Annotated in this window: 23 protein-coding genes and 1 riboswitch; of the genes, 13 read left to right on the forward strand and 10 right to left on the reverse strand. The window is 59.0% G+C overall.

Going from position 1 to position 24,030, the window contains the following annotated elements; all coding sequences use genetic code 11:
• From ACODR9_RS08320 to ACODR9_RS08330, 3 genes are all read left to right on the forward strand, one after another.
• Nucleotides 1-1,383 carry an aspartate aminotransferase family protein gene (locus ACODR9_RS08320; RefSeq protein WP_488808743.1) on the forward strand — a complete coding sequence of 461 codons (1,383 nt, stop codon included), beginning with the start codon at nucleotides 1-3 and terminating at the stop codon, nucleotides 1,381-1,383.
• 146 nt (nucleotides 1,384-1,529) lie between these two features.
• Nucleotides 1,530-2,624 (forward strand): polyamine ABC transporter substrate-binding protein, encoded by a 1,095-nt coding sequence (locus ACODR9_RS08325; protein ID WP_488808744.1) that lies wholly within the window; start codon nucleotides 1,530-1,532, stop codon nucleotides 2,622-2,624.
• 153 nt (nucleotides 2,625-2,777) lie between these two features.
• A complete protein-coding gene (locus ACODR9_RS08330; RefSeq protein WP_488808745.1) occupies nucleotides 2,778-2,945 on the forward strand; it encodes a hypothetical protein in 168 nt (55 codons plus the stop codon).
• Between the two features lie 94 nt (nucleotides 2,946-3,039).
• On the opposite strand, the gene ACODR9_RS08335 is transcribed toward ACODR9_RS08330, so the two are convergent.
• The 4 genes from ACODR9_RS08335 to argE all read right to left on the reverse strand — a co-directional run bounded on the left by ACODR9_RS08335 (nucleotide 3,040) and on the right by argE (nucleotide 7,235).
• Entirely contained in the window at nucleotides 3,040-3,432 is a 393-nt protein-coding gene (locus tag ACODR9_RS08335) for a phasin family protein (RefSeq protein ID WP_488808746.1), read from the reverse strand.
• Nucleotides 3,433-3,621: 189 nt separating this feature from the next.
• Nucleotides 3,622-5,562, reverse strand: a complete 1,941-nt coding sequence (locus ACODR9_RS08340) for a B12-binding domain-containing radical SAM protein (RefSeq protein WP_488808747.1) — start codon at nucleotides 5,560-5,562, stop codon at nucleotides 3,622-3,624.
• Between the two features lie 60 nt (nucleotides 5,563-5,622).
• A complete protein-coding gene (locus tag ACODR9_RS08345; RefSeq protein ID WP_488808748.1) occupies nucleotides 5,623-5,970 on the reverse strand; it encodes a thioredoxin family protein in 348 nt (115 codons plus the stop codon).
• Between the two features lie 104 nt (nucleotides 5,971-6,074).
• The gene (argE, locus tag ACODR9_RS08350; protein ID WP_488808749.1) at nucleotides 6,075-7,235 is read right to left on the reverse strand and encodes an acetylornithine deacetylase; all 1,161 of its coding nucleotides are present in this window, start codon (nucleotides 7,233-7,235) and stop codon (nucleotides 6,075-6,077) included.
• A 224-nt stretch (nucleotides 7,236-7,459) separates the two neighbouring features.
• Here argE and ACODR9_RS08355 point away from each other — a divergent pair, with 224 nt between their 5' ends.
• The 3 genes from ACODR9_RS08355 to ACODR9_RS08365 all read left to right on the forward strand — a co-directional run bounded on the left by ACODR9_RS08355 (nucleotide 7,460) and on the right by ACODR9_RS08365 (nucleotide 10,402).
• Nucleotides 7,460-8,362, forward strand: coding sequence for a LysR substrate-binding domain-containing protein (locus tag ACODR9_RS08355; protein WP_488808750.1), 903 nt, complete (start codon nucleotides 7,460-7,462; stop codon nucleotides 8,360-8,362).
• 130 nt (nucleotides 8,363-8,492) lie between these two features.
• Nucleotides 8,493-9,536 (forward strand): ABC transporter substrate-binding protein, encoded by a 1,044-nt coding sequence (locus tag ACODR9_RS08360; protein WP_488808751.1) that lies wholly within the window; start codon nucleotides 8,493-8,495, stop codon nucleotides 9,534-9,536.
• Nucleotides 9,537-9,633: 97 nt separating this feature from the next.
• A riboswitch (yybP-ykoY riboswitch) is annotated at nucleotides 9,634-9,811 on the forward strand.
• Between the two features lie 3 nt (nucleotides 9,812-9,814).
• Nucleotides 9,815-10,402, forward strand: coding sequence for a TMEM165/GDT1 family protein (locus ACODR9_RS08365; RefSeq protein WP_197077199.1), 588 nt, complete (start codon nucleotides 9,815-9,817; stop codon nucleotides 10,400-10,402).
• 77 nt (nucleotides 10,403-10,479) lie between these two features.
• Here ACODR9_RS08365 and fliD (ACODR9_RS08370) read toward each other — a convergent pair whose 3' ends face one another.
• The 4 genes from fliD (ACODR9_RS08370) to ACODR9_RS08385 all read right to left on the reverse strand — a co-directional run bounded on the left by fliD (ACODR9_RS08370) (nucleotide 10,480) and on the right by ACODR9_RS08385 (nucleotide 15,449).
• On the reverse strand, nucleotides 10,480-11,847 hold the full coding sequence (gene fliD, locus ACODR9_RS08370) for a flagellar filament capping protein FliD (RefSeq protein WP_488808753.1): 1,368 nt from the start codon (nucleotides 11,845-11,847) through the stop codon (nucleotides 10,480-10,482).
• Nucleotides 11,848-12,028: 181 nt separating this feature from the next.
• A complete protein-coding gene (gene fliD, locus ACODR9_RS08375; protein ID WP_488808755.1) occupies nucleotides 12,029-13,486 on the reverse strand; it encodes a flagellar filament capping protein FliD in 1,458 nt (485 codons plus the stop codon).
• A gap of 237 nt (nucleotides 13,487-13,723) precedes the next feature.
• Nucleotides 13,724-15,007, reverse strand: a complete 1,284-nt coding sequence (locus tag ACODR9_RS08380) for an NAD(P)/FAD-dependent oxidoreductase (protein WP_488808757.1) — start codon at nucleotides 15,005-15,007, stop codon at nucleotides 13,724-13,726.
• Between the two features lie 217 nt (nucleotides 15,008-15,224).
• Nucleotides 15,225-15,449: a hypothetical protein gene (locus tag ACODR9_RS08385; protein WP_488808758.1), complete on the reverse strand. Its 225-nt coding sequence runs from the start codon at nucleotides 15,447-15,449 to the stop codon at nucleotides 15,225-15,227.
• Nucleotides 15,450-15,752: 303 nt separating this feature from the next.
• Here ACODR9_RS08385 and ACODR9_RS08390 point away from each other — a divergent pair, with 303 nt between their 5' ends.
• The 5 genes from ACODR9_RS08390 to ACODR9_RS08410 all read left to right on the forward strand — a co-directional run bounded on the left by ACODR9_RS08390 (nucleotide 15,753) and on the right by ACODR9_RS08410 (nucleotide 20,110).
• On the forward strand, nucleotides 15,753-16,772 hold the full coding sequence (locus ACODR9_RS08390; protein WP_488808760.1) for a transporter: 1,020 nt from the start codon (nucleotides 15,753-15,755) through the stop codon (nucleotides 16,770-16,772).
• Between the two features lie 133 nt (nucleotides 16,773-16,905).
• Nucleotides 16,906-17,247, forward strand: a complete 342-nt coding sequence (locus ACODR9_RS08395; protein WP_045847365.1) for a zinc ribbon domain-containing protein YjdM — start codon at nucleotides 16,906-16,908, stop codon at nucleotides 17,245-17,247.
• A gap of 127 nt (nucleotides 17,248-17,374) precedes the next feature.
• Nucleotides 17,375-18,715 carry an MATE family efflux transporter gene (locus ACODR9_RS08400; protein WP_488808762.1) on the forward strand — a complete coding sequence of 447 codons (1,341 nt, stop codon included), beginning with the start codon at nucleotides 17,375-17,377 and terminating at the stop codon, nucleotides 18,713-18,715.
• A gap of 62 nt (nucleotides 18,716-18,777) precedes the next feature.
• On the forward strand, nucleotides 18,778-19,434 hold the full coding sequence (locus tag ACODR9_RS08405) for a YkgJ family cysteine cluster protein (protein WP_488808763.1): 657 nt from the start codon (nucleotides 18,778-18,780) through the stop codon (nucleotides 19,432-19,434).
• A gap of 250 nt (nucleotides 19,435-19,684) precedes the next feature.
• On the forward strand, nucleotides 19,685-20,110 hold the full coding sequence (locus ACODR9_RS08410) for an EamA family transporter (protein ID WP_488808765.1): 426 nt from the start codon (nucleotides 19,685-19,687) through the stop codon (nucleotides 20,108-20,110).
• A 22-nt stretch (nucleotides 20,111-20,132) separates the two neighbouring features.
• On the opposite strand, the gene ACODR9_RS08415 is transcribed toward ACODR9_RS08410, so the two are convergent.
• Together ACODR9_RS08415 and ACODR9_RS08420 are read right to left on the reverse strand one after the other, a co-directional pair.
• Complete coding sequence (locus tag ACODR9_RS08415; RefSeq protein WP_488808766.1) at nucleotides 20,133-20,390, reverse strand: hypothetical protein; 258 nt, start codon at nucleotides 20,388-20,390, stop codon at nucleotides 20,133-20,135.
• A gap of 126 nt (nucleotides 20,391-20,516) precedes the next feature.
• Nucleotides 20,517-21,677, reverse strand: coding sequence for an alpha/beta fold hydrolase (locus ACODR9_RS08420; protein WP_488808768.1), 1,161 nt, complete (start codon nucleotides 21,675-21,677; stop codon nucleotides 20,517-20,519).
• A gap of 208 nt (nucleotides 21,678-21,885) precedes the next feature.
• Between ACODR9_RS08420 and ACODR9_RS08425 the strand changes: the two genes are divergently transcribed.
• Nucleotides 21,886-22,827 carry a substrate-binding domain-containing protein gene (locus tag ACODR9_RS08425; protein WP_488808769.1) on the forward strand — a complete coding sequence of 314 codons (942 nt, stop codon included), beginning with the start codon at nucleotides 21,886-21,888 and terminating at the stop codon, nucleotides 22,825-22,827.
• Between the two features lie 18 nt (nucleotides 22,828-22,845).
• Nucleotides 22,846-24,027, forward strand: a complete 1,182-nt coding sequence (locus ACODR9_RS08430) for a GGDEF domain-containing protein (RefSeq protein WP_488808771.1) — start codon at nucleotides 22,846-22,848, stop codon at nucleotides 24,025-24,027.
• Nucleotides 24,028-24,030 lie beyond the last annotated feature (3 nt).

The following is a 24,030-nucleotide window of genomic DNA, read 5'->3' on the forward strand; positions in this document are numbered from 1 at the left end:
ATGCACAATCATCAAGCCAAACGCAGCACCGCCGACTATCAGGCCATGGATGCCGCCCACCATATTCATGCTTTTCTGGACCAGAAAGCTTTGAACGAAGAGGGCGCACGCGTCATCACCCGTGGCGAAGGGCTGTATGTGTGGGACAGCGAGGGCAAGCAGTATCTGGACGGCATGTCCGGTCTGTGGTGTACCAATGTCGGTTATGGCAGACAGGAATTGATTGATGCCGCCACCCGGCAGCTCAAGGAACTGAGTTACTACAATATGTTTTTCCACACCACCCACCCGGCGGTGGTGGAGTTGTCCGAGCGGCTGTTTTCCTTGCTGCCCGGCAGTTACAGCCATGTGATTTATACCAATTCCGGCTCCGAAGCCAATGAGGTGCTGATCCGCACCGTGCGCCGCTTCTGGGATGTGATGGGCCAGCCGGACAAGAAAATCTTCATTGGCCGCCAGAATGGCTATCACGGCTCCACCGTGGGCAGTGCCTCGCTGGGCGGCATGGCCTTCATGCACGAGATGGGCAATCTGCCGATTCCGGGGGTTGAGCACATTGACGAGCCAGACTGGTATCGCCATGGCGGCAGCCTCAGTCCGGCGGAATTCGGCCTGCAGTGCGCCCGTGCACTGGAGCAGAAAATCCTGCAACTGGGCGCGGACAAGGTGGCGGCTTTTGTCGCCGAACCGTTCCAGGGTGCCGGTGGCATGATTTTTCCGCCGGAAAGCTACTGGCCGGAAATCCAGCGCATTTGCCGTCAGTACGATGTGCTGCTGTGTGCTGATGAGGTGATTGGCGGCTTTGGCCGTACCGGCGAATGGTTTGCCCACCAGCATTTCGACTTCCAGCCGGACACCTTGAGCATTGCCAAAGGGCTGACCTCCGGCTACATCCCGATGGGCGGGCTGGTGCTGTCGCGGCGCATGGCCGAAGCATTAATCGACAAGGGCGGGGTGTTTGCCCACGGCCTGACTTATTCCGGTCACCCGGTGGCTGCCGCAGTGGCGCTGGCCAACCTGGATGTGTTGCAGGGTGAAAGCATGGTGGCTGCCGTCAAGCAGGACACCGGCCCTTATCTGCAACGCTGTCTGCGTGAAGTGTTTGCCGACCACCCGCTGGTGGGCGACATCCAGGGCACGGGCATGGTGGCGGCCTTGCAGCTGTGCGAAGACAAGGCCAGCCGCAAGCTGTTTGCCAATGAAGACGATATTGGCTGGCGCTGCCGCAGCCATGGCTTTGACGAGGGCCTGATCATCCGCTCCACCCATGGCCGCATGATCATGGCACCGGCACTGGCCATTAGCCGCAGCCAGATTGACGAGCTGCTCACCAAAACCAAGCGGGCAGTTGATCGCACCGCCCGCGAGCTGGGCATGTTGTAAGCCCTGCCACCGGCACTATCTCAGAGCCGTTCAGCGGCCAGCCCTTGCCGGGACCACTCCTTCAGCACAGCGCCATTGTTCCCGCCACCGGTCAGCCTGGCCGGTGGACGGGTGTTGCCCGTTAGCACTACAGGAGTTTCACCATCATGCGCTTCACACCCACCCTGCGCCGTCTTGCCTCTGTCTCGCTCTGTTGCCTTGGCGTCACCGCCCAGGCGGCGGAACTGCATGTTTATAACTGGTCCGATTACATCGGTGAGCAAACCATTGCCAGCTTCGAAAAACAGACCGGCATCAAGGTGAAATACGATGTCTACGACAGCGATGACACCTTGCAGGCCAAGATGTTGACTGGCCGTGCCGGTTACGATGTGGTGGTACCCACTTCCAACTACATGGCACGCCAGGCGGCTGCCGGTATTTATCAGCCGCTGAACAAGGCGCTGCTGCCCAATCTGGCCAATCTGGACCCGCAGTTGATGAAAATGGTGGCCAGCGCCGACCCCGGCAACAAATACGGCGTGCCCTATGCCTGGTTTACCGATGGCCTGGGCTTGAACCTGACCAAGGTAAAAGCCGCGCTGGGCAATGAGGCAGCACTGGATAGCTGGGACCTGCTGTTTGATCCGGCCAGAGTAGGCAAACTCAAGGGCTGCGGGGTGTCGATGCTGGATCAGGCCAGCGATGTGTTTGCCATCACCCTGCATTACCTGTATAAAGACCCAAACAGCAAGAACCCGGCCGATTATCAGGCGGCGTTTGAAACCCTGAAGAAAATCCGCCCCTATATCACCCAGTTCAACTCTTCCGGCTATATCAACGATCTGGCCAATGGTGATGTCTGCATGGCGGTGGGCTGGTCGGGTGATATCGGCATTGCCCGGCGCCGGGCAGCGGATGCCGGCAAGCATTACCAGATTGCCTATGTCATCCCCAAAAGCGGCGCACCGTTTTCCGTGGACATGATGACCATTCCGAAAGATGCGCCCAACCCGGCAGCCGCGCACCAGTGGATCAACCACATCTTGCAGCCCGATGTGGCGGCTGGCATTACCAATAAGGTGTTCTACCCCACGCCCAATATTCCGGCGCGCAAACTGGTGAAACCGGCTATTGCCAGCGATGCTGGCATCTATCCGCCACCAGCCGTAATGCAGACGCTGTTCCTGTTGCAGCCATTGCCTACGGATATCCTGCGCTTGCAAAACCGCTTGTGGACACAATTGAAAACCGGGCGCTGACGAAGCGGGCTGCTGCTGGGCCAGTGGATGGGCGGTGCTGCGTGTCGTTGGTCAGTGTTGAAATGTGACCGCAAGCGGGTTAGTCTCTGCTCCGCGCCGGATTGCTGCTGTATTCGCAGTGGCTGCCGGTGGCGGATTCAAGGGGAGACAAGTATGCGCGTACAGGCAAATCCGGCTGATATTGGCCGTTGTGGATGTGGACGCAGGGATTACTGCGATGGCAGCCATGGTCTGACTGAAGAACAGTGGCAGGCAAAACTGGCCGAGGAACAAAAACAGGCGGCAGAGCAGGCGGCTGCGGCAGATTTTGGTGACGACTGAAATCGTGCCACCGTGGGCATGGCCCCATTGTGATGGCTGAAACAGTACAGCCCGCACATCCGGCAGGATGGCGGGCTGTATGTTGATGGGCGGTTTATTTCTTGTGACTGGTTTCTGCGGTGGGCTGCTGCAGATAACTCGTCAGGCCCTGTAGGGATTGCTGCATGCTGGATAAGTGCTCCAGCGCCAAACCTTGCAGCTCTTCCTGGGTTTTGGACAGGATGTCGCAGAATTCGCCAGAGCTTTCCATGGCCTTATTGGCATTGGCCCGGGCCAGGTCACTGATCTGGCTGAGTGCCTCCTGCGGGGTGCTGGCCTGGCTTAGTGCATGGATAGATCTTGCGTAGTTGTCCAGATGTTCCCGGCTGGTGCTGATCTGAAAATTCACCAGCTGCTCAATATTGTTGATTGAAACCTGCAGAAACTTCAGGGTGATGTCCAGATTGGGTTGTTGCGGAGTCCGTGCATTGTTCGAGCTGGATGACATGGCGCTTCTCCTTGCGTGACGGGGCTGAATCGGTAAGGCAGGGCATGTTGCATCAGTTGCAACAGCAGCTTGGAGCCGGGCTGCTGGCAATCGTTCAGCATGTTGCCTGTCCAAGAGGCGTATCGTGCACAAGAAACCATGCAGGCCAGGCGCTTTCGCCAACCTGGCCTTTGTAGACTGCAATCAGCTTCAGCCCAGGGCGCGGGCAATGAAATTACGCGGTACGCGTGGCTTGGGCACCTTGCCAGCAAACCAGTTGCGCACGTCCTGATCCAGCCCGATGCCGTGCATGAAGTTGTACAAAGCCTTGTTCAGCGCCTTGCCCATGGCGTCGTGGTCGGTGCCGGTGGGGTCGATGAAGCCGACATCATTCTTGGCAAAGCTGACCGGGGGCAGTGGCCGCAGCGTAACGCCGTATTCTTCCGGGTTTTGGCCCACTGGCGAGTGCACGGTGCAGGCAAAACGGTGGAAAAAACCGGACTGGATGCAGCCGGTGTCAAACAACTGGCGTACGTATTCCAGTGCGTCCACGGTGTCCTGCACCGTTTGGGTGGGAAAGCCGTACATCAGGTAGGCATGCACCAGCACGCCCGCTTCGGTAAACCCCTGCGTCACCCGCGCTACCTGTTCTACCGACACCCCTTTTTTCATCAGCTTGAGCAGACGGTCCGAGGCCACTTCCAGCCCGCCGGAAATAGCGATGCAGCCGCTTTCCGCCAGCAACTGGCATAGCTCGGGCGTGAAGGATTTCTCGAAGCGGATATTGCCCCACCAGGAAATGGACACATTGCGGCGCAGCAGTTCTTCGGCCAGCGCGCGCAGCATCTTGGGTGGTGCGGCCTCGTCGACAAAATGGAAGCCGGTCTGGCCGGTTTCGGCAATGATGGCTTCGATACGGTCCACCAGCGTGCTGGCAGAGGCGGTTTCGTAGCGCGAGATATAGTCCAGTGTCACGTCACAGAAGCTGCACTTTTTCCAGTAACAGCCATGCGCCACGGTCAGCTTGTTCCAGCGCCCGTCGCTCCATAGCCGGTGCATGGGGTTGAGCATGTCCAGCAGCGACAGGTAACGGTCGATGGGCAGGCCGTCCCAGGTGGGGGTGCCTACCTCTTCGAAGGGGATGTCGGCTTCCATCATATTGATGTAGCGCACCTGGCCGTCTTCGCGCACAAAGCTGCGCACCAGCCGCGCTACCGAGCGCTTGCCTTGCAAGTGCTCCAGCAAGGCCAGGATGGGCTTTTCGCCATCGTCCAGCGTGATGAAGTCAAAGTAGTCGAATACCCGTGGTTCTTTCAGTTCGCGCAGCTCGGTATTGACGAAACCGCCGCCCAGCACGGTGCGGATGGCAGGCCAGCGTGCCTTGATGGTCTGGGCAATGCGAAAGGCGGCATACACCGAACCGGGGAAGGGCACCGACAGCAGCACGATATCCGGCTGATGACGGGCAATGGCTTCTTCCACCAGTTGCTGCAACATGTCATCCACTAGCGTGGGCTTGCCAGCCAGCGCGCGCGCCAGTGGGTCGAAGGTGGGCTGGCTCATGGCCAGCGATTCGGCATAGCGCACAAATTCAAAACGCTCATCCACCGCTTCGCGCAGCACATCGGCAATATCGTTCAGGTACAGCGTGGCCAGATGGCGGGCGCGGTCCTGCTGACCCAGTGCGCCAAAGGCCCAGGCCAGCGGGTCGCCGCCGTAAGGATCGTCCGGGTCGACATACACTTCCAGCGCGGCAAAGCGCTCGCCTTCGGGCAGGAAGCTGCGGCTGCAGATGCGATGGGCCACGGTGGAGTCGCGGCCTTGCAAAAAGGCAATGGCCGGGCCGATGGTGGCCAGGTAGCGCTCAAACTGGCCGACAAAGCCGTGTAGTTGCGCACTGCGTTTTTTGGGCGGAATGGCGTCAATCTGCTGGCGCACCGCTTGCAGGCCGGTGACGGAAAACAGCCGCAATACCAGTTGCAAAGCCAGGTCTTCCTGCATGGCGGTAATCTGACGGCTACGCAGAAAGCCGGTGATGTAGGCCGTGGAGGGATAGGGCGTATTGAGCTGCGTCATCGGCGGGATGAGCGACAGCACGCGCGGGGACGCGTTGGGTGTGGACGTCTGCATGGGGGTGGTATTCAACTGCATGGCTTTCATTGATTGCTGCGGCCCGCCGGAGCGGCCAGGGTCAGCGGCGACGGGCGGTATTCATGATGTGCGTGCTGCGGCGGGCAGGCTGGCCAGTAATTGCTCGACCGCCTGCGGGCTGTCGGGCCGCACCAGCCGGGCAATTTCCTGCCCGTCTTGCAACAGCACCAGCGTGGGCCACAGCTTGACCCTGAAGCTGCGACCCAGGCGACGGCCTTTGCCGTCCTCTATCTTGATGTGCGGCAAGTCGGGCTGCTGCTGCATGGCGGTGGCCAGCAAGGGCTGTGCAGCCTGGCAATAACTACACCAGGGTGCGCCAAACTCCAGCAACAAGTTGCCTGGCATGGCCTGCAGCTGTTCGGCAGACGGTTCCTGATCTTGCGGCGTAAAGGTGCGGTTGAAGGGCATGGTGCTTCCTGTCGGCAAAGGCTGCAGGAGGATACCATTCCTGGGCACAACCGGCCCGGCTTCCTTGTGCAGAAAGGCGGGCTGGTTGCTGGCGTGCGACAGGATCAGCTATTGGCCAGCTGGGCGCTCAGGCGCGACAGGAAGGTGTCGCAGGCAGCCAGTTGCTCCAGGGCCAGCCATTCGTCCGGCTGATGCGCCTGGGCGATATCGCCGGGGCCGCACACCACGGTGGGAATGCCGCAGCGTTCGGCAAACAGCCCGCCTTCGGTGCCAAAAGCGATCTTGCGCGGCGGGGTGTGGTCGTTCAGCAAGCCCTGCACAAAGCGCACCACGCTGGCATCCGGCGGGGTAAGTAAGCCCGGATAGCTGGTTTTTTCCGTGAAGCTAAAGCCACAGTCGGGATCAACCGCCTGCATTTCCGGCTGCAGTACTTGCAGGGCATGGTTGCGGATGGCATCCAGCAGGCTTTGCGGCGGGTCTTCCGGCAAGTGGCGGATTTCAAAGTCGAACTGGCAGTGCGCCGGGATGATATTGAGCGCAGTGCCGCCTTGCATGGTGCCCACGTGCAGGGTGCTGTACGGCACTTCGTATAGCGGATCGAACGGGCCGTGCTGGCGTCGCTGCCGGGCCAGGCTGCGGATGAAGCTGACCAGCTCGGCGGCGTATTCCACCGCGTTTACCCCGGCCGTCGGGTTGCTGGAATGGCCTTCGTGACCACGCGCCGTCACCCGCCAGGCGGTTTTGCCCTTGTGAGCGGCCACCAGCTTCATTTGCGTCGGCTCGCCAATAATGCCCATGGCTGGCAACACCGGCAGCCCGCCCAGCACTTCCAGCAGGCGGCGCACGCCGATGCAGCCGATTTCCTCGTCATAGGTAAAGGCCAGATGCACCGGGGTGTGCAGCTGACTTTGCGCCAGTTGTGGTACCTGGGCCAGCACGCTGGCCAGAAAGCCCTTCATGTCGGCGCTGCCACGGCCATAGGCCCGCTCATCACGGATATCCAATACAAACGGGTCACTGCTCCAGCGCTGGCCATCTACCGGCACCACATCGGTGTGGCCGGCCAGCATCACGCCGGGACGGTCGGTGGGGCCGATGGTGGCGTACAGGTTAGCCTTGCTGCCGTCTTCGTTTTCCACGATATGGCTGCTGATGCCGTAGCCGGCCAGGTAGTTTTTGACAAAGCGGATCAGCTGCAGATTGCTGAGGCGGCTGGTGGTGTCAAAACCGATCAGCGTGTTGAGCAGGGTAAGGGATTCCATCATGTTTCTTTCGGTGGCATGCGCGGTGCGACGGTTGGGCTTGCTGTGCTGGCAGCGGCTTATTTTACCTCCTGGCGCAGCTATGCCTGGGTATTGTTCTTGCTTTGTAAGCAGCAGGCCGGCCAGTCCGGTGCAGGCAAGGCTGTTGTTGATTGACAAGGCGAGTGTAGGCAGCCACATTAAATACCGAAAATATTATTATTTTTTCATCTGGATAGATAAAAAATATGCAATACACCCTACGGCAGCTGGCTTATCTGGTGGCAGTGGCAGATCACGGCAGCGTCACGGCGGCGGCCAATGCGCTGTATACCTCGCAGCCGGGGATTTCCAGCGCCATCGCCCAGCTGGAGGAGCAGTTTGGCCTGCAGTTTTTCATTCGCCATCATGCCAAGGGTGTGTCGCTAACCCCGGCTGGGCAAAGTTTTGTTGCGGCGGCGCGCAATCTGCTGGCGCATGCGGACGACCTCAGCCTGCATGCCAGCGCATTGAGCCAGTCCTTGCAGGGTGAGTTGCAGCTGGGCTGCTTCACCACCATTGCGCCCTTGTTTTTGCCTGGTTTACTGGCGGCCATGCGCGAGTCCTACCCGGATATCACGGTGCAGTTGCACGAGGGCGATACCGGCCAATTGCAGCAGGCGCTGCTGAGCGGCCAGACCGAGCTGGCCTTGCTGTACGACCTGGATTTGGCACCCAGCCTGTACCGGCAAACTTTGCAAACCGTATTGCCTTACGCCGTGCTGCCTGCCAATCACCCCTTGGCCTCGCGGGCGGCGGTATCGCTGCAGGATCTGGCTGAACTGCCCATGGTGCTGCTGGATTTGCCGCATAGCCGCGAGTATTTTCTGTCGGTGTTTCGCCTGCACAATCTGGGGGCGCGTGTGCGCCACAAAACCGTTAATTTTGAACTGGTGCGTGGCCTGGTGGCAGCGGGCAACGGCTATGCCTTGCTGAACTTGCGCCCGCAAACCCTGCACTCCTACGCCGGAGATCCCTTGGTATACCTACCCATCGTGGAGGATGTGCCCGCCTTGAATATCGTGCTGGCCTGGCCGCAGGAGCTACGACTGACCCGCCGGGCAGAGGCTTTTGTCACCCTGTGCGAGCAGCGCATCAGCCGACTGGGCTGAGCCTGCTGTTGCTGTATCGCAAAAACCAATGCAGTTGACAAGGTAAAGCTATTTTACCGATTGACCGTGCTGTCCCTACAGTGTGTTTGCAGCCGCCCACCTGGCTGAACCACCTGGAAGGAATTGCCCCATGTCTTCATTCATGCATTGCCGTGTTGCAGCCTTTGCTGGCTGTCTGTTGCTGTCAGCCACTTCCCATGCTGCCGAATTGACCGTGGTGTCGTTTGGCGGGGCCAACAAGGATGCCCAGCAAAAAGCCTATTACCAGCCCTTTGCTGCCAGCAGCGGCATCAAGGTGGTGAGTGGTGATTACAACGGTGAAATGGCGCGGGTGCGTTCCATGGTGGACAGCAAGCGGGTGAGCTGGGATGTGCTGGATGTTGAATCGCCAGATTTGCTGCGTGGTTGCGAAGAAGGTATGTTCGAAAAGCTGGACTACCGCCGCATTATCAAGCCTGCCGAGTTATTGCCAGGCGCCGCCCAGTCATGCGGCATGGCGGCCTACGCCTGGAGCACGGTGCTGGCTTATAACGCCGACAAGCTGAAAACCGCGCCACGTTCCTGGGCGGATTTCTGGGATGTGAAGAAATACCCCGGCAAGCGCGCATTGCGCAAAGGGGCCAAGTACACGCTGGAAATCGCCCTGATGGCCGACGGCGTGGCCCCGCATGACGTGTACAAGGTGCTCAATACCCCGGCAGGTTTGAATCGCGCCTTTGCCAAGCTCGATCAGCTCAAGCCTTATATCCAGTGGTGGGAGGCGGGTGCCCAGCCCGCGCAGTATCTGGCTGCGGGCGATGTGGTGATGAGCTCGGCCTATAACGGTCGCATCAGCGCCGCACAGAAGGAAGGTGGCAAGCAGCTGCAAATGGTGTGGAACGGCAATATCTACGATTACGACTACTGGACCATCCCCAAGGGCAGCGCCAATCTGGATGCCGCTTACAAGTTTCTGGCCTTTGTCAGCCAGCCCGGTGCACAGGCTGAATACGTGAAGGGCATCAGCTACGGCGTCAGTCACCGCCAGGCATCGGCGCTGATCGACAAGGCTACGCTGCACAACCTGCCCACCGCACCGCAGAATCTGAAGCAAGGGGTGGCGATTGACAGCAGTTTCTGGGTGGATCACGGCGAAAACCTGGAGCAGCGCTTTAACGCCTGGGCGGCGCGCTAGCGGGTGCTGTGCTGCACACCAGCCCTGCTGACTGGGCTGGTGTGGTGCAGAAAATCAGGGCAAGGGGCTTGTCAAATGGCATGGCTCGTTTACAATGCCAGCCGTCATCAGGGAGTAGCCGCCCTCCGAATGCGAGAGGGACGTGTGTCAACAGACTTGCCGGTTCCGGCATGGCACACGTGGTCCGAGACTTGGCGAGACTTTTGACCGTAATGCTCTGCATGGCCGGGACGCATTGCGGTCACTCGTATTCGCGTCCCGGCCATGGAGAACTCTTGATGCAGTCTTTTCTGGTATCCACCGGTGTCGTAGCCCTGGCCGAAATCGGCGACAAGACCCAGCTGCTTTCCCTCATCCTGGCTGCGCGTTATCGCAAGCCTGTTCCCATCATTCTTGGTATTTTGCTGGCCACACTGGTGAATCATGCCGGGGCCGGTGGCGTGGGTGCCTGGCTGTCCACTGCACTGAGTCCCAATATCCTCAACTGGACGGTTGTCGCCTCCTTTGCCCTGATGGCCGGCTGGATTCTGATTCCGGACAAGCTGGACGAAGGCGAAATCGTCATGCCCAAGCGCCAGATGGGGGTGTTTGCCACCACGGTGTTTGCCTTCTTTCTGGCGGAAATGGGCGACAAGACCCAGGTGGTGACTATTGCGCTGGCGGCACGCTTCCATGATTTTCTGCCGGTGGTGGCTGGCACCACACTGGGGATGATGCTGGCCAACGTACCGGTCATTTATCTGGGTAGCCGCTTTGCCGACCGTCTGCCCACCAAGGCGGTGCATATTGTCGCCTCGCTGATTTTTGTGGTGCTGGGGGGGCTGGCGCTGATGAATGCCATCAATGGCAATCAGCTGCTGGGTTGATCTGACTGCTGCGCCAATAAAAACGCCGCCCGGCTTATGCCGCAGCGGCGTTTTTGCTGCCAGTCCCCGGAGGGCTATCAGGCCAGTAGGCTGGCGAGGTTGCTGGTGGATTGCTGCATCTGGGCCAGTGTGGCGTTAAGCGTGGTGTATTGCTGCAGATAAGACGCGCGCAAGGCATCCAGATTGGTCTGGATTTCCGTCTGGTGGCTGGTTTCGTCGGTAACGCTCTGGTTCAGGTCATTCTGTTTGGTAACAATAATGCCGGTTGGCCCCAGCAGATTGTTGATGGTGCTGTTGAAGCGGTCGGCAAAGCCGGTGCTGCTGCTGTTGCCAAACAGGTTGGCCACGGCGCTGGGGTTGCTGGTGAGTGCCTTGTTGAAGGCGGTCTGGTCCAGTGCCAGCGTGCCGTCTTTTTGCAGGGAGATACCCACTTGCGACAGGTAGGCAAAGGAGGTGGTGGCATCCACCCCGGCAACCTGGGTTTGCAATACCGAGCTGAGTTGATCCTGGATGGACAGCAGCGAATCGTCACCCTTCATATCGCTGTTGAATGCGCTGTTTACCGTGCTGTGCACCTTGTTGTAGGCATCAACAAAACCTTGCAGGGTGCTGGCAATGCCAGAGGTGTCCTGCGCCATGCCAATGGTGACCTGACCTGTTTTCTCAAGATTGACCGTTGCGCCATTGATTACCCCGGTAACCGCGTTGCTGCTGGATGACACATTGACGCCATTCACGGTCATGAGGGCATCGCTGGCGGCAAACGATTCGGTGGCCGCCGTGCTGCTTTGTTGTAATCCCGCCAGCGTATTGCCGCTGGTGCTGCCACTGTCGCTGCCGCCTGCCGTCACGCTGAAGGCATTGGCTGAGCCGGAGTTGGCCGAAGCAATCACCAGTGAGTAATTGCCGTTGTACTGCACGATGGATGCATTGACCCCGGCATTGGCTGAATTGATGGCATCCGAGATGTTTTGCAGGGTTTCACCGCTGCTGCCGCCGTTGTTCAGCTGTACGGTGGTGTTGGTGCCGGCCACGCTGAAGGTGAGCGAAGAGGGGACGCCGCTCAGTGCCGTGGTGGCACTGGTAATGGCCTGTCCGCTGCTGTTTTCATCAAATACCAGCTGGCGCGACTGTGCCAGTTTGCTGACATTCAGCTGGTAATTGCCGGCAATCCCCCCGGTGCTGGTGCTGACGGATGCAATGGTGCTGTCCGAGCTGGTGGCTTTGAATGTTTGCAAAAATGCGCCGGACGACAGGCTGCTGACCGAGGTTTGCAGTGCGGACAAGGCGGAGCTGATCTGGCCCATGTCGCTCAGCTCGGTATTGTACGTGGAGACCTTGTTCTGGCTGTCAGTCAGTGGCTGTTGTTCCACTGACATCAGTTGGCTGACGATGGACTGAACGTCCAGCGGGCCGGCGGTAGTGGTGATGGATGCTGCGCTCATGCTGTTCTCCTTGCTGTCCGCAGATAAGCAGACAGACCCTGTCAGGCTCTATCTGCATTATCGGGCGGGAGAGGGGGCAGCTTGATGGCAAATCACCGTTAAAAGATGTTGCCAACTGTTAATATTGTCACAAACCGTCAAACAGGCTGACGTCAGCATGGCCGTGCAGCCAATTACTGGCTCAGGAAGACCCAGAGGGCGAGCCGGCAGAGCTGACACCCGCCATCAGGCCGGACAGATTGCTGGTGGATTGCTGCATCTTGGCCAGTGTGGCGTTCAGCGTGGTGTACTGGCGCAGATAGTTGGCCTGTTTGTCACTCATCTTGGTTTGCAGTTGAGTCTGGTGGCCGGTTTCATCCGTTACGTTCTGGTTCAAATCATGTTGCTTGGTCACGACGATCCCCGCTGGTCCCAGCAAATTGTTGATGGTGGTGTTAAAGCGGTCGGCAAAGCCGGTATTGCTGCTGTTGCCAAACAGATTGCCCACGGCTGATGCTTTGCTGCTAAGCGCTTTGTTGAAGGCGGACTGGTCCAGCGCCAGCGTGCCATCCTTTTGAATGGAAATGCCCACCTGCGACAAATAGGCGTAGGAGCTGACCGGGTCGGCTCCGCTGACCGGGGTTTGCAGTACCGCACTGAGCTGGTTGCGGATGGAGGTCAGCGCCGCATCGCCCTTCATGCTGCCGCCTGACGCATTGTCCAGCGCGCTTTGCACCTTGTTGTAGGCGTCAACAAAGCCCTGCAGTTTGCTGGCAATGCTGCTGTTATCCTGCGTCATGGTGATGGATGCCTCACCGGCTTTCTGCAGGCTGATGCTGGCACCATTGATCACGTCGCGGACGGTATTGCTGCTGGACGATACATACACGCCATTGACAGTGAGTGAGGCGTCGCTGGCATCGCTGGATTCGCTGATGGCGGTGTCGCTTTGCTGCAAACCGGCCAGGGTGTTGGCAGCAGTCGGCGTCAGGCTGCTGTCGCTGCCGCCAGCGGTAATGCTGAAGGCACTGTCCGAGCCCGATTCGGCTGAAGCAATCACCAGTGAATAGTTGCCTTTGTACTGCACGATGGAGGCATTGACGCCGGTATTGGCAGCATTGATCTTGTCGGCGACGTCCTGCAGGGAGACGCTGGCTGGTGTTGTGGGGGTGCCAGCGCTACTGCTGGCGTCGGATGTCGTGGTGCTGACCGGGTCGCGCAGCTGCACGGTGGTGCTGTTGCCTCCCACCGCAATGGTGAGTGAATCAGGAGCATTCGCCAGCGCCGTGCTGGTGCTGGTAATGGATTGCCCGTCCGCTGTAGTGTCGAACACCAGCTGGCGTGGCTTGGCCAGCTCTTCCACATTCAATTGATAGTTACCGGCCAGGCCGCTGCCATTGGTATCCACTGTGGCAATGGTGGCATCCGAGGTGCTGGCTTTCAGGGTGTGCAGGAAATTGCCCGATGCCAGGTCGTTGACTGCGGTTTGCAGGCCAGACAAGGCAGAACTGACCTGCCCGATATCGCTGAGCTTGCTGTTGAAGGTTTTCAGCTTGGTCTGACTGGTGGCGAGCGGCTGCTTTTCCACCGTCATCAGTTGACTGACGATGTTCTGCACGTCTAGCGGCCCGGCGGTGGTGGTGATGGATGCGCTGCTCATCTTGTCTGTGCTTGCCTTGAGGGTGATGGCATGACGGACACATGCCGGTACGCACGATTATCCCCGAGCGCGCCGCTGGCCGGATGGGCAAGACAGGTCAAAAAATGTTTGCTTTTGCAAATAGGGTAAGGATGTGTAAAAAGCAGGCTGAATGCCTGCCGGTGCCGATGGGGTGCTGCAGGATAGAAGGTGCGCCGGAGTGCCTGCGGGCCGCTCCGACGCTATATGACGGATAACTCAGACGCCCAGTTTGTCGCGCATCGAATAATACCAGGCACCCATGGCGGTGAATGGCACCCGCAGCAGGTTGCCGCCAGGGAAGGGGTAGTGCGGCAGCGTGGCGAAGGCATCAAACCGCTCGGCCTGACCACGCAGCGATTCCGCCATCACCTTGCCAGCCAGATGGGTGTAGGTAACGCCATGACCACTGCAGCCTTGGGAGTAGTAAATATTGTCGCCAAGGCGGCCAACTTGTGGCAGGCGCGATAGTGTCAGCAGGAAGTTACCGGTCCATGCATAGTCAATCTTCACATTGGCCAGTTGCGGGAATACCTTCAGCATTTTGGGACGAATGATTGCTTCGATATTGGCCGGATCACGGGCACCGTAAACCACACCACCACCAAAAATCAGCCGCTTGTCTTCGCTCAGGCGGTAGTAGTCCAGCAGATAGTTGCAGTCTTCCACGCAATAATCCTGGGGCAGCAGGCTGGCGGCCAGTTCGTCACCCAGCGGTTCGGTGGTGATGACTTGTGTGCCGCACGGCATGGATTTGGCCGCCAGTTCCGGCAGCAGATTGCCCAGGTAAGCATTGCCGGCAACCACCAGGAAGCTGGCCTTTACCTGACCTTGCGGTGTGGTAACCACCGGCTGTTTGCCGCGTGTAATGCGCAGGGCCGGGGATTGCTCGTAGATAACCCCGCCCAGTTGCTCTACGGCAGCGGCTTCGCCCAGTGCCAGGTTCAGCGGGTGGATGTGGCCGCCGCTCATGTCCAGCATGCCGCCGATGTACTGGTCGGTTGCCACGATGCTGCGCATGTCATCCTTGCCTAGCAGTTGCAGCTGCTTGTGCCCGTAGCGTTCCCATAAGGCCTTTTGTGATCGCAGATGCCCCATTTGCTTTTCGCTCAGCGCAGCAAACACGCCGCCGTCTTTCAGGGCGCAATCGATGTTGTATTTGGCAATGCGCTCGCGGATGATCCGGCCGCCTTCAAATGCCATGTCGCCCAGCAGGCGCGCTTGGCTGCCACCTACGCTGCGCTCTATCACGTCGATGTCGCGGCTGTAGCTGTTGACGATTTGGCCACCGTTGCGGCCAGACGCGCCAAACCCAACCCTGGCTGCCTCCAGGACGGTAACCCTGAAGCCGTTTTCCAGCAGGAAGAGTGCAGTGGACAGGCCGGTGTAGCCGGCTCCGATGATGCAGATGTCGGTTTCGATATCGCCTTGCAGGGCCGGACGGGACGGAACCGGATTGGCGGAGGCGGCGTAGTAGGATTCTGGGTAGCTGGTTTGTGGCATTTCGTTAAACTTTTTCGTTTAATATTTTGCACATGCCAGATGATTCTAGCCCAGACTCTCTGCTGTTGCCAATAGATTTGATCAAATAATTGTGTGTTGCCACTAAGGGTACGGAGCCTGCCGCAAGCCTGCTTATGGTGACGAACCCGCTACGGGAGGGCGGGGGGCGGCTTGATGGCAGGACAGCCGCGACAGCAACTGTCCTGCGGGTAAGGGCTTATTTGTTGTGCTGGTGACCGCCAACAGTTTCCTTCACCTGGCCGCTTGCAGCAGAGCTGTGCTTTTTGGTTTTTTTCTTTTTCTGCTCTTTTTGCTTGATTTTGGAGTGATCAGCTTGCCAGGCTTTTACCTCGCTGGCGGTGGGCTGTTGCTGATGCAGCTTGTTGGCCAGTACCGGGCCGGCAACGAAGGTGGTGATGAGTGCAAGCGCGGCATATTTCATGAGCGTCTCCGGGGTGATGAGGCTGAGTGGATTTGTCCGTTTACCGAACAGGAGACAGTCTATGAATTCACCATGGGCTGATTAAGCGGTTTAGTCCCAATCTAATTAGTCTTACTTCCCGCAACTTCATAAGATATTTCCTTGGCCAGTTTCCAACTACTTTGTAGATGTAGTGCAAATACAAATGGAAACCATGTCATCTGACTGTCGTAATTAACAGGGCTGGTCAGTGTTAAGCTTGGCCATATCCAAATCATTGCGGCCAGTGTGTCGACTGGCGATGTCAAGAAAGTGTTGCAAGTAATGAGCCTGTCTATTGTCAGCAACACCTATGGCGCTGATCAGGTTGGCTTGATCAGTGGTTTTCGTTTTGCTCCCGATCAGTGTGGGCAAGCCATCGGGTCTGATGAGGCACTGGATTTCCTGCGGGATAGCCAGGCTGAGGATGGCTTTGTCTGGCTGCATTTCAATTTGGCGCATGTGGCGTGCGAGCGCTGGATGCGTGCCAATCTCGACTTGCCAGAGGGCTTTGATGAAATGCTGCATGCCGGTGGCGGCTCCACCCGCATCGAGCCGTCAGACGGCATGCTGCTGGCGGTCATCAATGATGTCGCACTGGGTTTTGGTGTAGTGAGTGCGGATGTGGCCACCCTGTGGGTGGCGGCTGGGGCGAGGTTGCTGGTTACGGCACGGGTGCGGCCGCTGCGTTCGGTGGACCGGCTGCGGGGGGCGGTAAAGGCCGGGGAGGTGTTTCCTTCGGCGCGTTCGCTATTGTTCCATCTGATGCAGGATCAGGCGGATGTCATGGCCAGTATTGTGCGAGAAACCACCTGCAAGGTGGATCATATCGAAGACCGGCTGTTGGCTGAGCGGCTGCAGGATCATCGTGCAGAGCTGTCCAGCATGCGGCGTACGCTGGTGCGCATGCAGCGTCTGCTGGCCCCGGAACCGGGGGCTTTGTTCCGGCTGCTGAACCGCCCGCCGATCTGGCTGGCCGAGCCGGATGTGCAGGCATTACGTGAATCTACCGAAGAGTTTTCCTTGGTGCTGAATGATCTGACCACGCTGGTGGAGCGCATCAAGCTATTGCAGGAAGAACTGGCCGCCAAGCTGAACGAGCAAACCAACCGTACCCTGTTCACCCTGACCATGGTGACGGTGCTGGCCTTGCCCATCAATATCGTGGCCGGCTTTTTTGGCATGAATGTGGGGGGCGTGCCGCTGGCCAATCATCCACATGGTTTTTGGGTGCTGGTGGCACTGGTGGCCACCTTTACCTTGCTGGCTGGCCGGTGGGCATTTAGCCGTCAGGCGGCACGCTGAACAGGCAGTGTTTGTGATTAACCATGAGACAGGTGGGTGAACTTATTGCCATGCTGGCGTACAATAGCGCGCTTTACGCCACCGTCTGCGGCCGGTGGAATCTTCTTCAGTCTGATTGACAGCAAGGTATAGCATGAGCGGTTTGCCCAATTGCCCCCAGTGTGGTTCCCAATTTACTTATGAAGACGGCGCCATGCTGGTCTGCCCGGAGTGCGCCCATGAATGGTCGGCCCAGGCCGAGGCCGCCGGCGAAGAGCAGGGGCGCGAGGTGCGTGATGCCAACGGCAATCTGCTGCAGGATGGTGACACCGTTACCGTGATCAAGGACCTGAAAGTGAAGGGCTCTTCACTGGTGGTCAAGGTGGGTACCAAGGTTAAGAACATCCGCCTGGTGGATGGTGATCACGATATCGATTGCAAGATCGATGGCATCGGTGCCATGGGTTTGAAGTCCGAGTTCGTCAAGAAAGCCTGATTCTTCCGCGTCCGGTTTCCTGCAAAAAAGCACCCGCTTGCGGGTGCTTTTTTCATATTGCGATGCATATGCTGCTTTGCAGCTGCACGGGCTTTGCTACCATGCCATTTTTGTGTCCGCCAGATTCATGATGATTTCCATTTCCGGCTATTCGCCGCCACGCACGCGTCAGCTGATCAGCTTTGCCATTCCGGTCATGCTGGCGGCACTGGCAACACCATTGATGGGGCTGGTGGATACCGCTGTGCTGGGCCGGCTGGGCAGCCCGGTGGCGCTGGCGGCCGTGGCCGTGGGGGGCAGCATTTTCACCGTGCTGTACTGGTGTTTTAGCTTTCTGCGTTTTACCACGACGGGGCTGGTGGCACAGGCTGCCGGGCAGCGCAGTCCGGATGCCGTGGTGCTGGCCGGTTTACGGCCCATGCTGGCCGCGCTCTTGGGTGGGTTTGGCCTGTTGTTGTTGCAGCAGCCTTTGCTGTGGCTGGCCCTGCATCTGCTGGCACCGCCAGCTGAAGTAGCCGGGCTGACGCAGGATTATTTTTCTGCCCGAATCTGGTCTGCGCCGTTTACCTTGTTGTCCTATGCCCAGTTCGCCTGGCTGTTGGGGCTGGGCAAGTCACGCCAGGTCATGGTGTTGCAGCTGCTGATGAATCTGCTGAATGCGCTGCTGGCTGTCTGGCTGGTATCGGTACTGGGCTGGGGGGTTGCCGGTGCGGGCTGGGCCACGGCGATTGCCGAGGCGGTGGGCAGTGTGCTGGCCTGGCGGGTGATGCTGCGTCAGGCCTCGTGGCCGCAGTGGCAGCAGGCCTTGTCTCGCGTCGGCGGGCGGGCCGCCTGGCGGCAACTGTTTGCTGCCAATATCGACATCATGGTCCGTACCCTGCTGTTGACAGTGGCGTTTGCCTTGATGACGCGCAGTGGCGCGCAGCTGGGTACGCTAACGCTGGCCGCCAATCAGCTGCTGTTACAGGCCTTTATGGTGTGTGTGAGTTTGCTGGACGGTTTTGCCGTGGCAGCCGAGGTGCATGGTGCGCATGCCATCGGTGCGCAAAGCCGTGCGGGGCTGCGGCAGGTGGTGCGGCGTTGTGCCTGGTTGTCGCTGGGGTGGAGCAGCGTGCTGGCGCTGGGCATGGCCTTGCTGGGGCTGGTTTACCTGCCCTGGATGACACCGGACCGGCAGCTGCAGCAACTGGCAGCACAGTACTGGATCTGGCTGGTGGTGTTGCCGCCGGTCTGTATCTGGGCCTTTTTCTGGGATGGCGTATTCATGGGTGCCATGCGTACCGCCGTGCTGCGCAATGGCATGCTGCTGAGCTTTGTGGTGTACCTGCCTGCGCTGTTGCTGCTGCAGCGCCTGCTGGGTAATCACGGTATCTGGGCTGCATTACTGGTGTTGATGGCGATGCGCGGCATTTTGCTGACCCTGGCATGGCCGCGCTTGCGGGACAGTGTGGGGCAGCCATTGCATTGAGCGGGCGGCAGTGGCCTGCTGTGGCAGCGCTATAATCAGCCGCAGTGCAGTCAGGAGCATGGATGGTGACATTGAACAAGGAAGAGTCTGCAGCCTTGCAGGCTTCGATCAGACAAGTCAGTCAGCGGGTGGAGGCCGAGCTGCAGGCCAGGCCGGGCGTGCAGCATGCCTTGCATTTCATCAGCCATCTGCACGCCGGCATCGACAAGATTGTGATGCAAGCGGAGCAGCGCGGTGTGGCACCTGCCTGTAAAGCGGCGTGCAATCGTTGTTGCTATCTGCGCGTGGAGGCCAGTCAGGCTGAAGTGCTGCTGATCGCCCGCCATCTGCGCCAGGCTACGTTGCCGCAGCTGCAGGCGGTGCGGCAGCGCCTGTTGCAGCGTCAGCAGCACATGCAGGCGGCTACTGCGCCATTTGCTCCGCTGGCTTGTGCATTCTTGCAGGATGACCTGTGCAGCATTTACCCCTTGCGCCCGGCCAGCTGTCGCAAGGCGCATTCGTTTTCTGCCCATGCATGCCACACCGGGGCCGCTGAAATCCCACAGGATTTGTCCATCACGCTGGCAGCAGAAGCCTTGCAGCGTGGTACGGCTGCCGGGTATCGCCAGGCTGGTCTGGCAGCGGACCCGCTGGAGCTGACTGTCGGTATGTTATGGGCGCTGGACGATGCCGATGCAGAGCAAGGCTGGTTGGCCGGGCAGGGGAGTCGGGCAGACTAGCGTACGCGCAGGATGTTTTTCACCAGCCGTGGCTGTGCCGGGTTGGGCAATTTGTTTTCCTGATGGTGTTCGGCCAACAGAAGCAGCATGAGCAGCAATCCCAACAGGCCGGCGATTTTTGCAGATGTCATGACAGAGGAGCGGGGAGCAGCGGTTTCTGCAAATGAGAAGCGGCTGATTGTACGCCTGATTTCATGCTAAGAGAATGCGGCCTGATCTGCCGATAGTACGCATACAAAGGAAGTCAACGATGGAAAGCTGGTTTGTCTGGGTCTTGTGTTCGGCAGTATTTGCGGCATTAACTGCGGTTCTGGCCAAGCTGGGGTTGCGCGGGGTGGATTCTGATCTGGCCACGCTGATACGTACCGGCATCATTGCCATGGTGCTGTCGCTGTTTGTCTGGCTGACCGGAAAATGGAGCAACCCACTGCAGCTTTCTGGCAAGACCTGGTTGTTTCTCGGCCTGTCCGGCCTGGCAACCGGCGCCTCCTGGACCTGCTATTTCCGCGCCCTGCAACTGGGCGAAGCCAGCAAGGTGGCACCGGTGGACAAGCTTAGCCTGGTACTGGTGGCGGTGTTTGCCGTGCTGTTTCTGGGTGAGCGTCCGGCCCCGCGCGAATGGCTGGGCATTACGCTGGTGGCGGTGGGTGTGCTGGTGCTGGCTATTCGTCGCTAGCAGCCACATGACCGGTGCTGGTTCAGGCCGGCTGACAGGCGCGGCAAGGCTGCGCAGGCTGGGCCTGCTGCTCTTGCAGCCATTCGTAGAAGGCCTGATCCAGCAACCAGGCATCGTTGCCATGACGCAGAACCCACATCGGTCCGCCACAGGGGCCGGTGCAACGACCGGCAATATCGTAAACACCAGCAGGCAGTCGTCTGACGGATTCGAACTCGGGCAAGGCCAGCCCAGGCAGGCTATTGCAGGCGTGTATGGTAAGTACGGGCATCGTGGACAAAGAAAACCCACGCCAAGCGTGGGAAAAGAGTCGTCTACAAAGGAGGAACGGCCACCTTACGCTGTTTGCATTGCGCTTGCCATCGGGGCTTCTACTTAGCTTGTGACTGGCTGCTTGGCCTGGTGATTACGGGCTGGGGCTGTTACCCAGCAGATGGCGCAATACCTGTTCGGCCACGTCTTGCCATTTGCTGCTGGAAATCACGGCATGGCCAGCATCTTCTATCATCACCGGTGTTGTGTCATAGGAGCGGGCCGTGGCGGCAACAACTTCTGGTGGAATCAGCTTGTCACGGCTGCCACCGATCACCTGCACCTGCGCGCTGACATTGTCCGGGTTGACGTAGGCCGGCTTGCCTTCCGCCGCCTGAATGGCAATGGCTTTGCCCAGGGGGTCGCCCATGAACTCCACTACCGTATCCAGCGTTCCAGGCAGCAGACCCCACGGCGGTACCGAACAGATCAGGCTGGCGCGCTGTAGCGCGTCATTGCCTTCCAGTACGCGCTGCGTCAGAAAGCCGCCCATGGAGTGGCCGACGATAAGACCGGGCTTGCCGGGCAGAGCGGCCAGTACCTGTTGAACATCTTCCTCGTAACCGCGCAGTGTCTGGTTTTGCCGCGCTGCGCTGCCGCCGTGACCGCGCAGTGACAGGGCGGAGCCGCTTAAACCGTGTGCAGCAAACCAGGGCAGGATGTTTTCCCGCCATTGCCAGCCATCGCCGGCCACGCCATGAATGAACAGCACATGGCCGTGGGGTTGGCGGGCATCGGCGTGAAACACTTCGATGCCATCCAGCATTTCGTAGCGGCAGGCATTGGCCGGATCGTCCTCGGCCAGGGTGATCTGGCAGGCGGTTTCTGCGCCTTCCTGCGCAAAATACGTGCTCAGTCCACGGCAGAGCGAGGCCATGCGGCCATTGCGGCGTAAATACTGGATGCGCAGCCGGTTTACCTTGCGGCGGCGGGCGTGTTCCAGCGCCTGTTCAAACAACAGGCGGCCAATACCCTTGCCCTGACAAAAGCTGTCCACGCTGATGCCCAGCTCACCGCAAGGGTAGGCTTCATGTTGAAAAACAGCGATGTGGACCACGCCGATCAGTAATGCCCGGTAATGCGCGCCAATCACGATGTCGCGGTTGAAGTTGATGCTGTCGACGTAGCTGGATAGTGCCGGTGGGGTCAGCTCCAGCCCAAAGCGGGTGAAGCGGTCATCCGCACTCAGTTCCGTCAGGTGTTCCAGGATGGCCGGTCTGGCAGTGGCCTGCAGACGGCTGAAAGTCAGTGTCATGATGCCTTCTTTATTGTGCAGTGCACAATAAGAGTGTAGCCCTTGTAACGGCAGACGCAAGGGGAAGCGCTGCTAAAACCGTCAGCATGACGAGAAAATATCAGCTATCAAACAGGATGAGCCGTATTGCACGGCCCGCACCGGGATGCTGCTGCAATGTGTGCAAGACAAGCAGGCGGGATAAACAATCACTAGGCACAGGAGTCTTGTGTTTAACCATCATCATGCATTTGGGCGTTTGCCGAAGGGGTGTGGCCTGCTGGGTATCGTGCTGCTTGGTGTGCTTACGTTGGCACAAGCGCGCGAATGTCTGTCATTTATCTATGCCAGCGGCGGGCGCGATTACTGGGCAAATTTGCAGGCAAACGTGGCCAAGGAGGGGGAGCGGCGGGGGTATTTCATCTATGACCGTGGCGCGGTGGATAGCGAGCATCTGATTGATGCTGCGCAGATCCAGCTGCTTAATATCGCCATTGCCCGGCGTTGCCGCGCCATCATTCTGGCCCCTAGCGCCACCATCGATAACTACAATGAAATCCTGCGTTTTCTGCCGGTGCCGGTGGTGCTGATCGACCGTAATCCTGGGCTGACCAGCCAGTACGGCTCGGTGGCGTCCGATAATGCCGCCATTGGCAGGCTGGCCTGGCGGCAGCTGAAAAAAAACAATCCGGCCATTCGCCGCATTCTGGTGTTCCCCAATCATGGCCACGTGCCATCCACCGAGCAGCGCATGGCGAGCTTTGCAGACGCTGCGCGCAAGGATGGTGCCACCTTGTTGTATGGCCCGGCAGTCGACCAGGCCATTGGTCAGGGGCGGCGGACAGTGATGGCTTATCTGGGCGGCAAGCCGCTCGTCTTTGATGCCATTTTCACCCCCAATGAATCCTCGACCACCGCCACCGTGCTGGCACTACGCCAGTTGCAACGCGCCGGGCGGTATGACTTTGTCGGTGTAGACCGCAACCCGGTGATTGTGGAGGCCGTGCGTAACGGTGAAATGCTGGCCACCCTGGTGCAGGATAGTGAAAAAATGGCAGCGCTGGCGGTGGAGATGGCTGATGCCGCCATCAAGGCCCCGGCAAGCACCGGCAGGAATATTTTGTTGCCGCCTTTTGTGATGGACCGGGAGGTGCTGCACCATGCCCGCTGAGCCAAAAAGAATCAGCGCATGAAAACGGCCAATGTTCGCCTGTGTCAGTACTATTTCGAACAGGAGCGCATGTCGATCCGGCTGTCGCTGGCTGTTGCACTGGCCGTCTACCTGGCGCACTGGAACAGCCATCCGGGCTGGACCGGCTTTTGCTGGCTGTTGTTGATAGCGGGCATTCAGCTAATGCGGCTGTGGCATCTGGGAAAAATGCGCAGCCTGCTGACTGACCCGGCCCGGCTGCAAAAATATTTCAGCACTTTTTATGTATCGGTATTTGCGGCGGCAGTTGCCTGGGGCGGCATGCTGTTTGCGTTTCCGCATCGCCAGTTTGATTTTCTCTACATGTTCAAGATCATTGCCCTGGCAGCCATCAACAGCGTCACCATCCTGTCGCACGGGCTGATTTTCCGCTTGTACGCACTGTTCAGTACGGTGATTACGGTGATGGTATTCATCCAGCTGCATGGCTTTGACCAGGCGATGTCCGCATCCGATCGTTATGCCTTTTCCGTGATTGCCTTGCTGTATCTGCTGTTTCTGTTATTGACCGACTGCAAATACGCCAGGCGCAATTTCGATTTTTTCGAGCAGCAAGTTGCCATGGAGTCGCTGGTGAGCAAGCTCAAGCGGCTGCATCACGAGGAAGTGGACCTGCGCTCCAGCCTGGAGGCCAAGTCTGCCGGGCTGGAAGAGGCGCGTAATGCGCTGCTGGTGATTGCCGCCACCGACAGCCTTACGCAAACCCTGAACCGGCGGGCCATTCTGGAACACCTGAATGCGCAGGTGGATAGGGTAAGTCATGCCGAAGGCTCGTTCTGCGTCATTACCTTTGATGTCGACAACTTCAAGCAAATCAACGATGTATTCGGCCACAATGTGGGCGATATCGTGTTGCGGGTACTGGCGGATGAAGTGAAATCGGTGCTGCGGGCGGATGATCTGTTCGGCCGCACCGGCGGCGAGGAATTTCTGGTGATTCTGCCCGGCCTTACCCTGAGCCGTGGGGTGGAGTGCGGCGAGCGTATCCGCCTGAAACTGATGCACAGCACGCGCATGCAGCAAGAAGCCGGCTTTGGGGTCACGTTATCGCTGGGCTGTTGTCTGGCATTTCCCGGTGAGTCGGCCATCGACATTCTGGGCAAGGCGGACAAGCTGATGTACGTCGCCAAGCGTGATGGCAAGAACCGTCTGTGCTACTAAGCG

Source organism: Aquitalea sp. FG25 (assembly GCF_057809375.1).

Coding starts and splice junctions, on each gene's coding strand:
- ACODR9_RS08380 (WP_488808757.1), bottom strand. CDS start 15,007: ATGCCACAAACCAGCTACCCAGAATCCTACTACGCCGCCTCCGCCAAT.
- ACODR9_RS08330 (WP_488808745.1), top strand. CDS start 2,778: ATGCGCGTACAGGCAAATCCGGCTGATATTGGCCGTTGTGGATGTGGA.
- ACODR9_RS08400 (WP_488808762.1), top strand. CDS start 17,375: ATGATGATTTCCATTTCCGGCTATTCGCCGCCACGCACGCGTCAGCTG.
- ACODR9_RS08345 (WP_488808748.1), bottom strand. CDS start 5,970: ATGCCCTTCAACCGCACCTTTACGCCGCAAGATCAGGAACCGTCTGCC.
- ACODR9_RS08420 (WP_488808768.1), bottom strand. CDS start 21,677: ATGACACTGACTTTCAGCCGTCTGCAGGCCACTGCCAGACCGGCCATC.
- ACODR9_RS08410 (WP_488808765.1), top strand. CDS start 19,685: ATGGAAAGCTGGTTTGTCTGGGTCTTGTGTTCGGCAGTATTTGCGGCA.
- ACODR9_RS08395 (WP_045847365.1), top strand. CDS start 16,906: ATGAGCGGTTTGCCCAATTGCCCCCAGTGTGGTTCCCAATTTACTTAT.
- ACODR9_RS08405 (WP_488808763.1), top strand. CDS start 18,778: ATGGTGACATTGAACAAGGAAGAGTCTGCAGCCTTGCAGGCTTCGATC.
- ACODR9_RS08325 (WP_488808744.1), top strand. CDS start 1,530: ATGCGCTTCACACCCACCCTGCGCCGTCTTGCCTCTGTCTCGCTCTGT.
- ACODR9_RS08430 (WP_488808771.1), top strand. CDS start 22,846: ATGAAAACGGCCAATGTTCGCCTGTGTCAGTACTATTTCGAACAGGAG.
- ACODR9_RS08360 (WP_488808751.1), top strand. CDS start 8,493: ATGTCTTCATTCATGCATTGCCGTGTTGCAGCCTTTGCTGGCTGTCTG.
- ACODR9_RS08390 (WP_488808760.1), top strand. CDS start 15,753: ATGAGCCTGTCTATTGTCAGCAACACCTATGGCGCTGATCAGGTTGGC.
- fliD (WP_488808753.1), bottom strand. CDS start 11,847: ATGAGCGCAGCATCCATCACCACTACCGCCGGCCCGCTGGACGTTCAG.
- ACODR9_RS08385 (WP_488808758.1), bottom strand. CDS start 15,449: ATGAAATATGCCGCGCTTGCACTCATCACCACCTTCGTTGCCGGCCCG.
- ACODR9_RS08320 (WP_488808743.1), top strand. CDS start 1: ATGCACAATCATCAAGCCAAACGCAGCACCGCCGACTATCAGGCCATG.
- ACODR9_RS08335 (WP_488808746.1), bottom strand. CDS start 3,432: ATGTCATCCAGCTCGAACAATGCACGGACTCCGCAACAACCCAATCTG.
- ACODR9_RS08365 (WP_197077199.1), top strand. CDS start 9,815: ATGCAGTCTTTTCTGGTATCCACCGGTGTCGTAGCCCTGGCCGAAATC.
- fliD (WP_488808755.1), bottom strand. CDS start 13,486: ATGAGCAGCGCATCCATCACCACCACCGCCGGGCCGCTAGACGTGCAG.
- ACODR9_RS08340 (WP_488808747.1), bottom strand. CDS start 5,562: ATGCAGTTGAATACCACCCCCATGCAGACGTCCACACCCAACGCGTCC.
- argE (WP_488808749.1), bottom strand. CDS start 7,235: ATGATGGAATCCCTTACCCTGCTCAACACGCTGATCGGTTTTGACACC.
- ACODR9_RS08355 (WP_488808750.1), top strand. CDS start 7,460: ATGCAATACACCCTACGGCAGCTGGCTTATCTGGTGGCAGTGGCAGAT.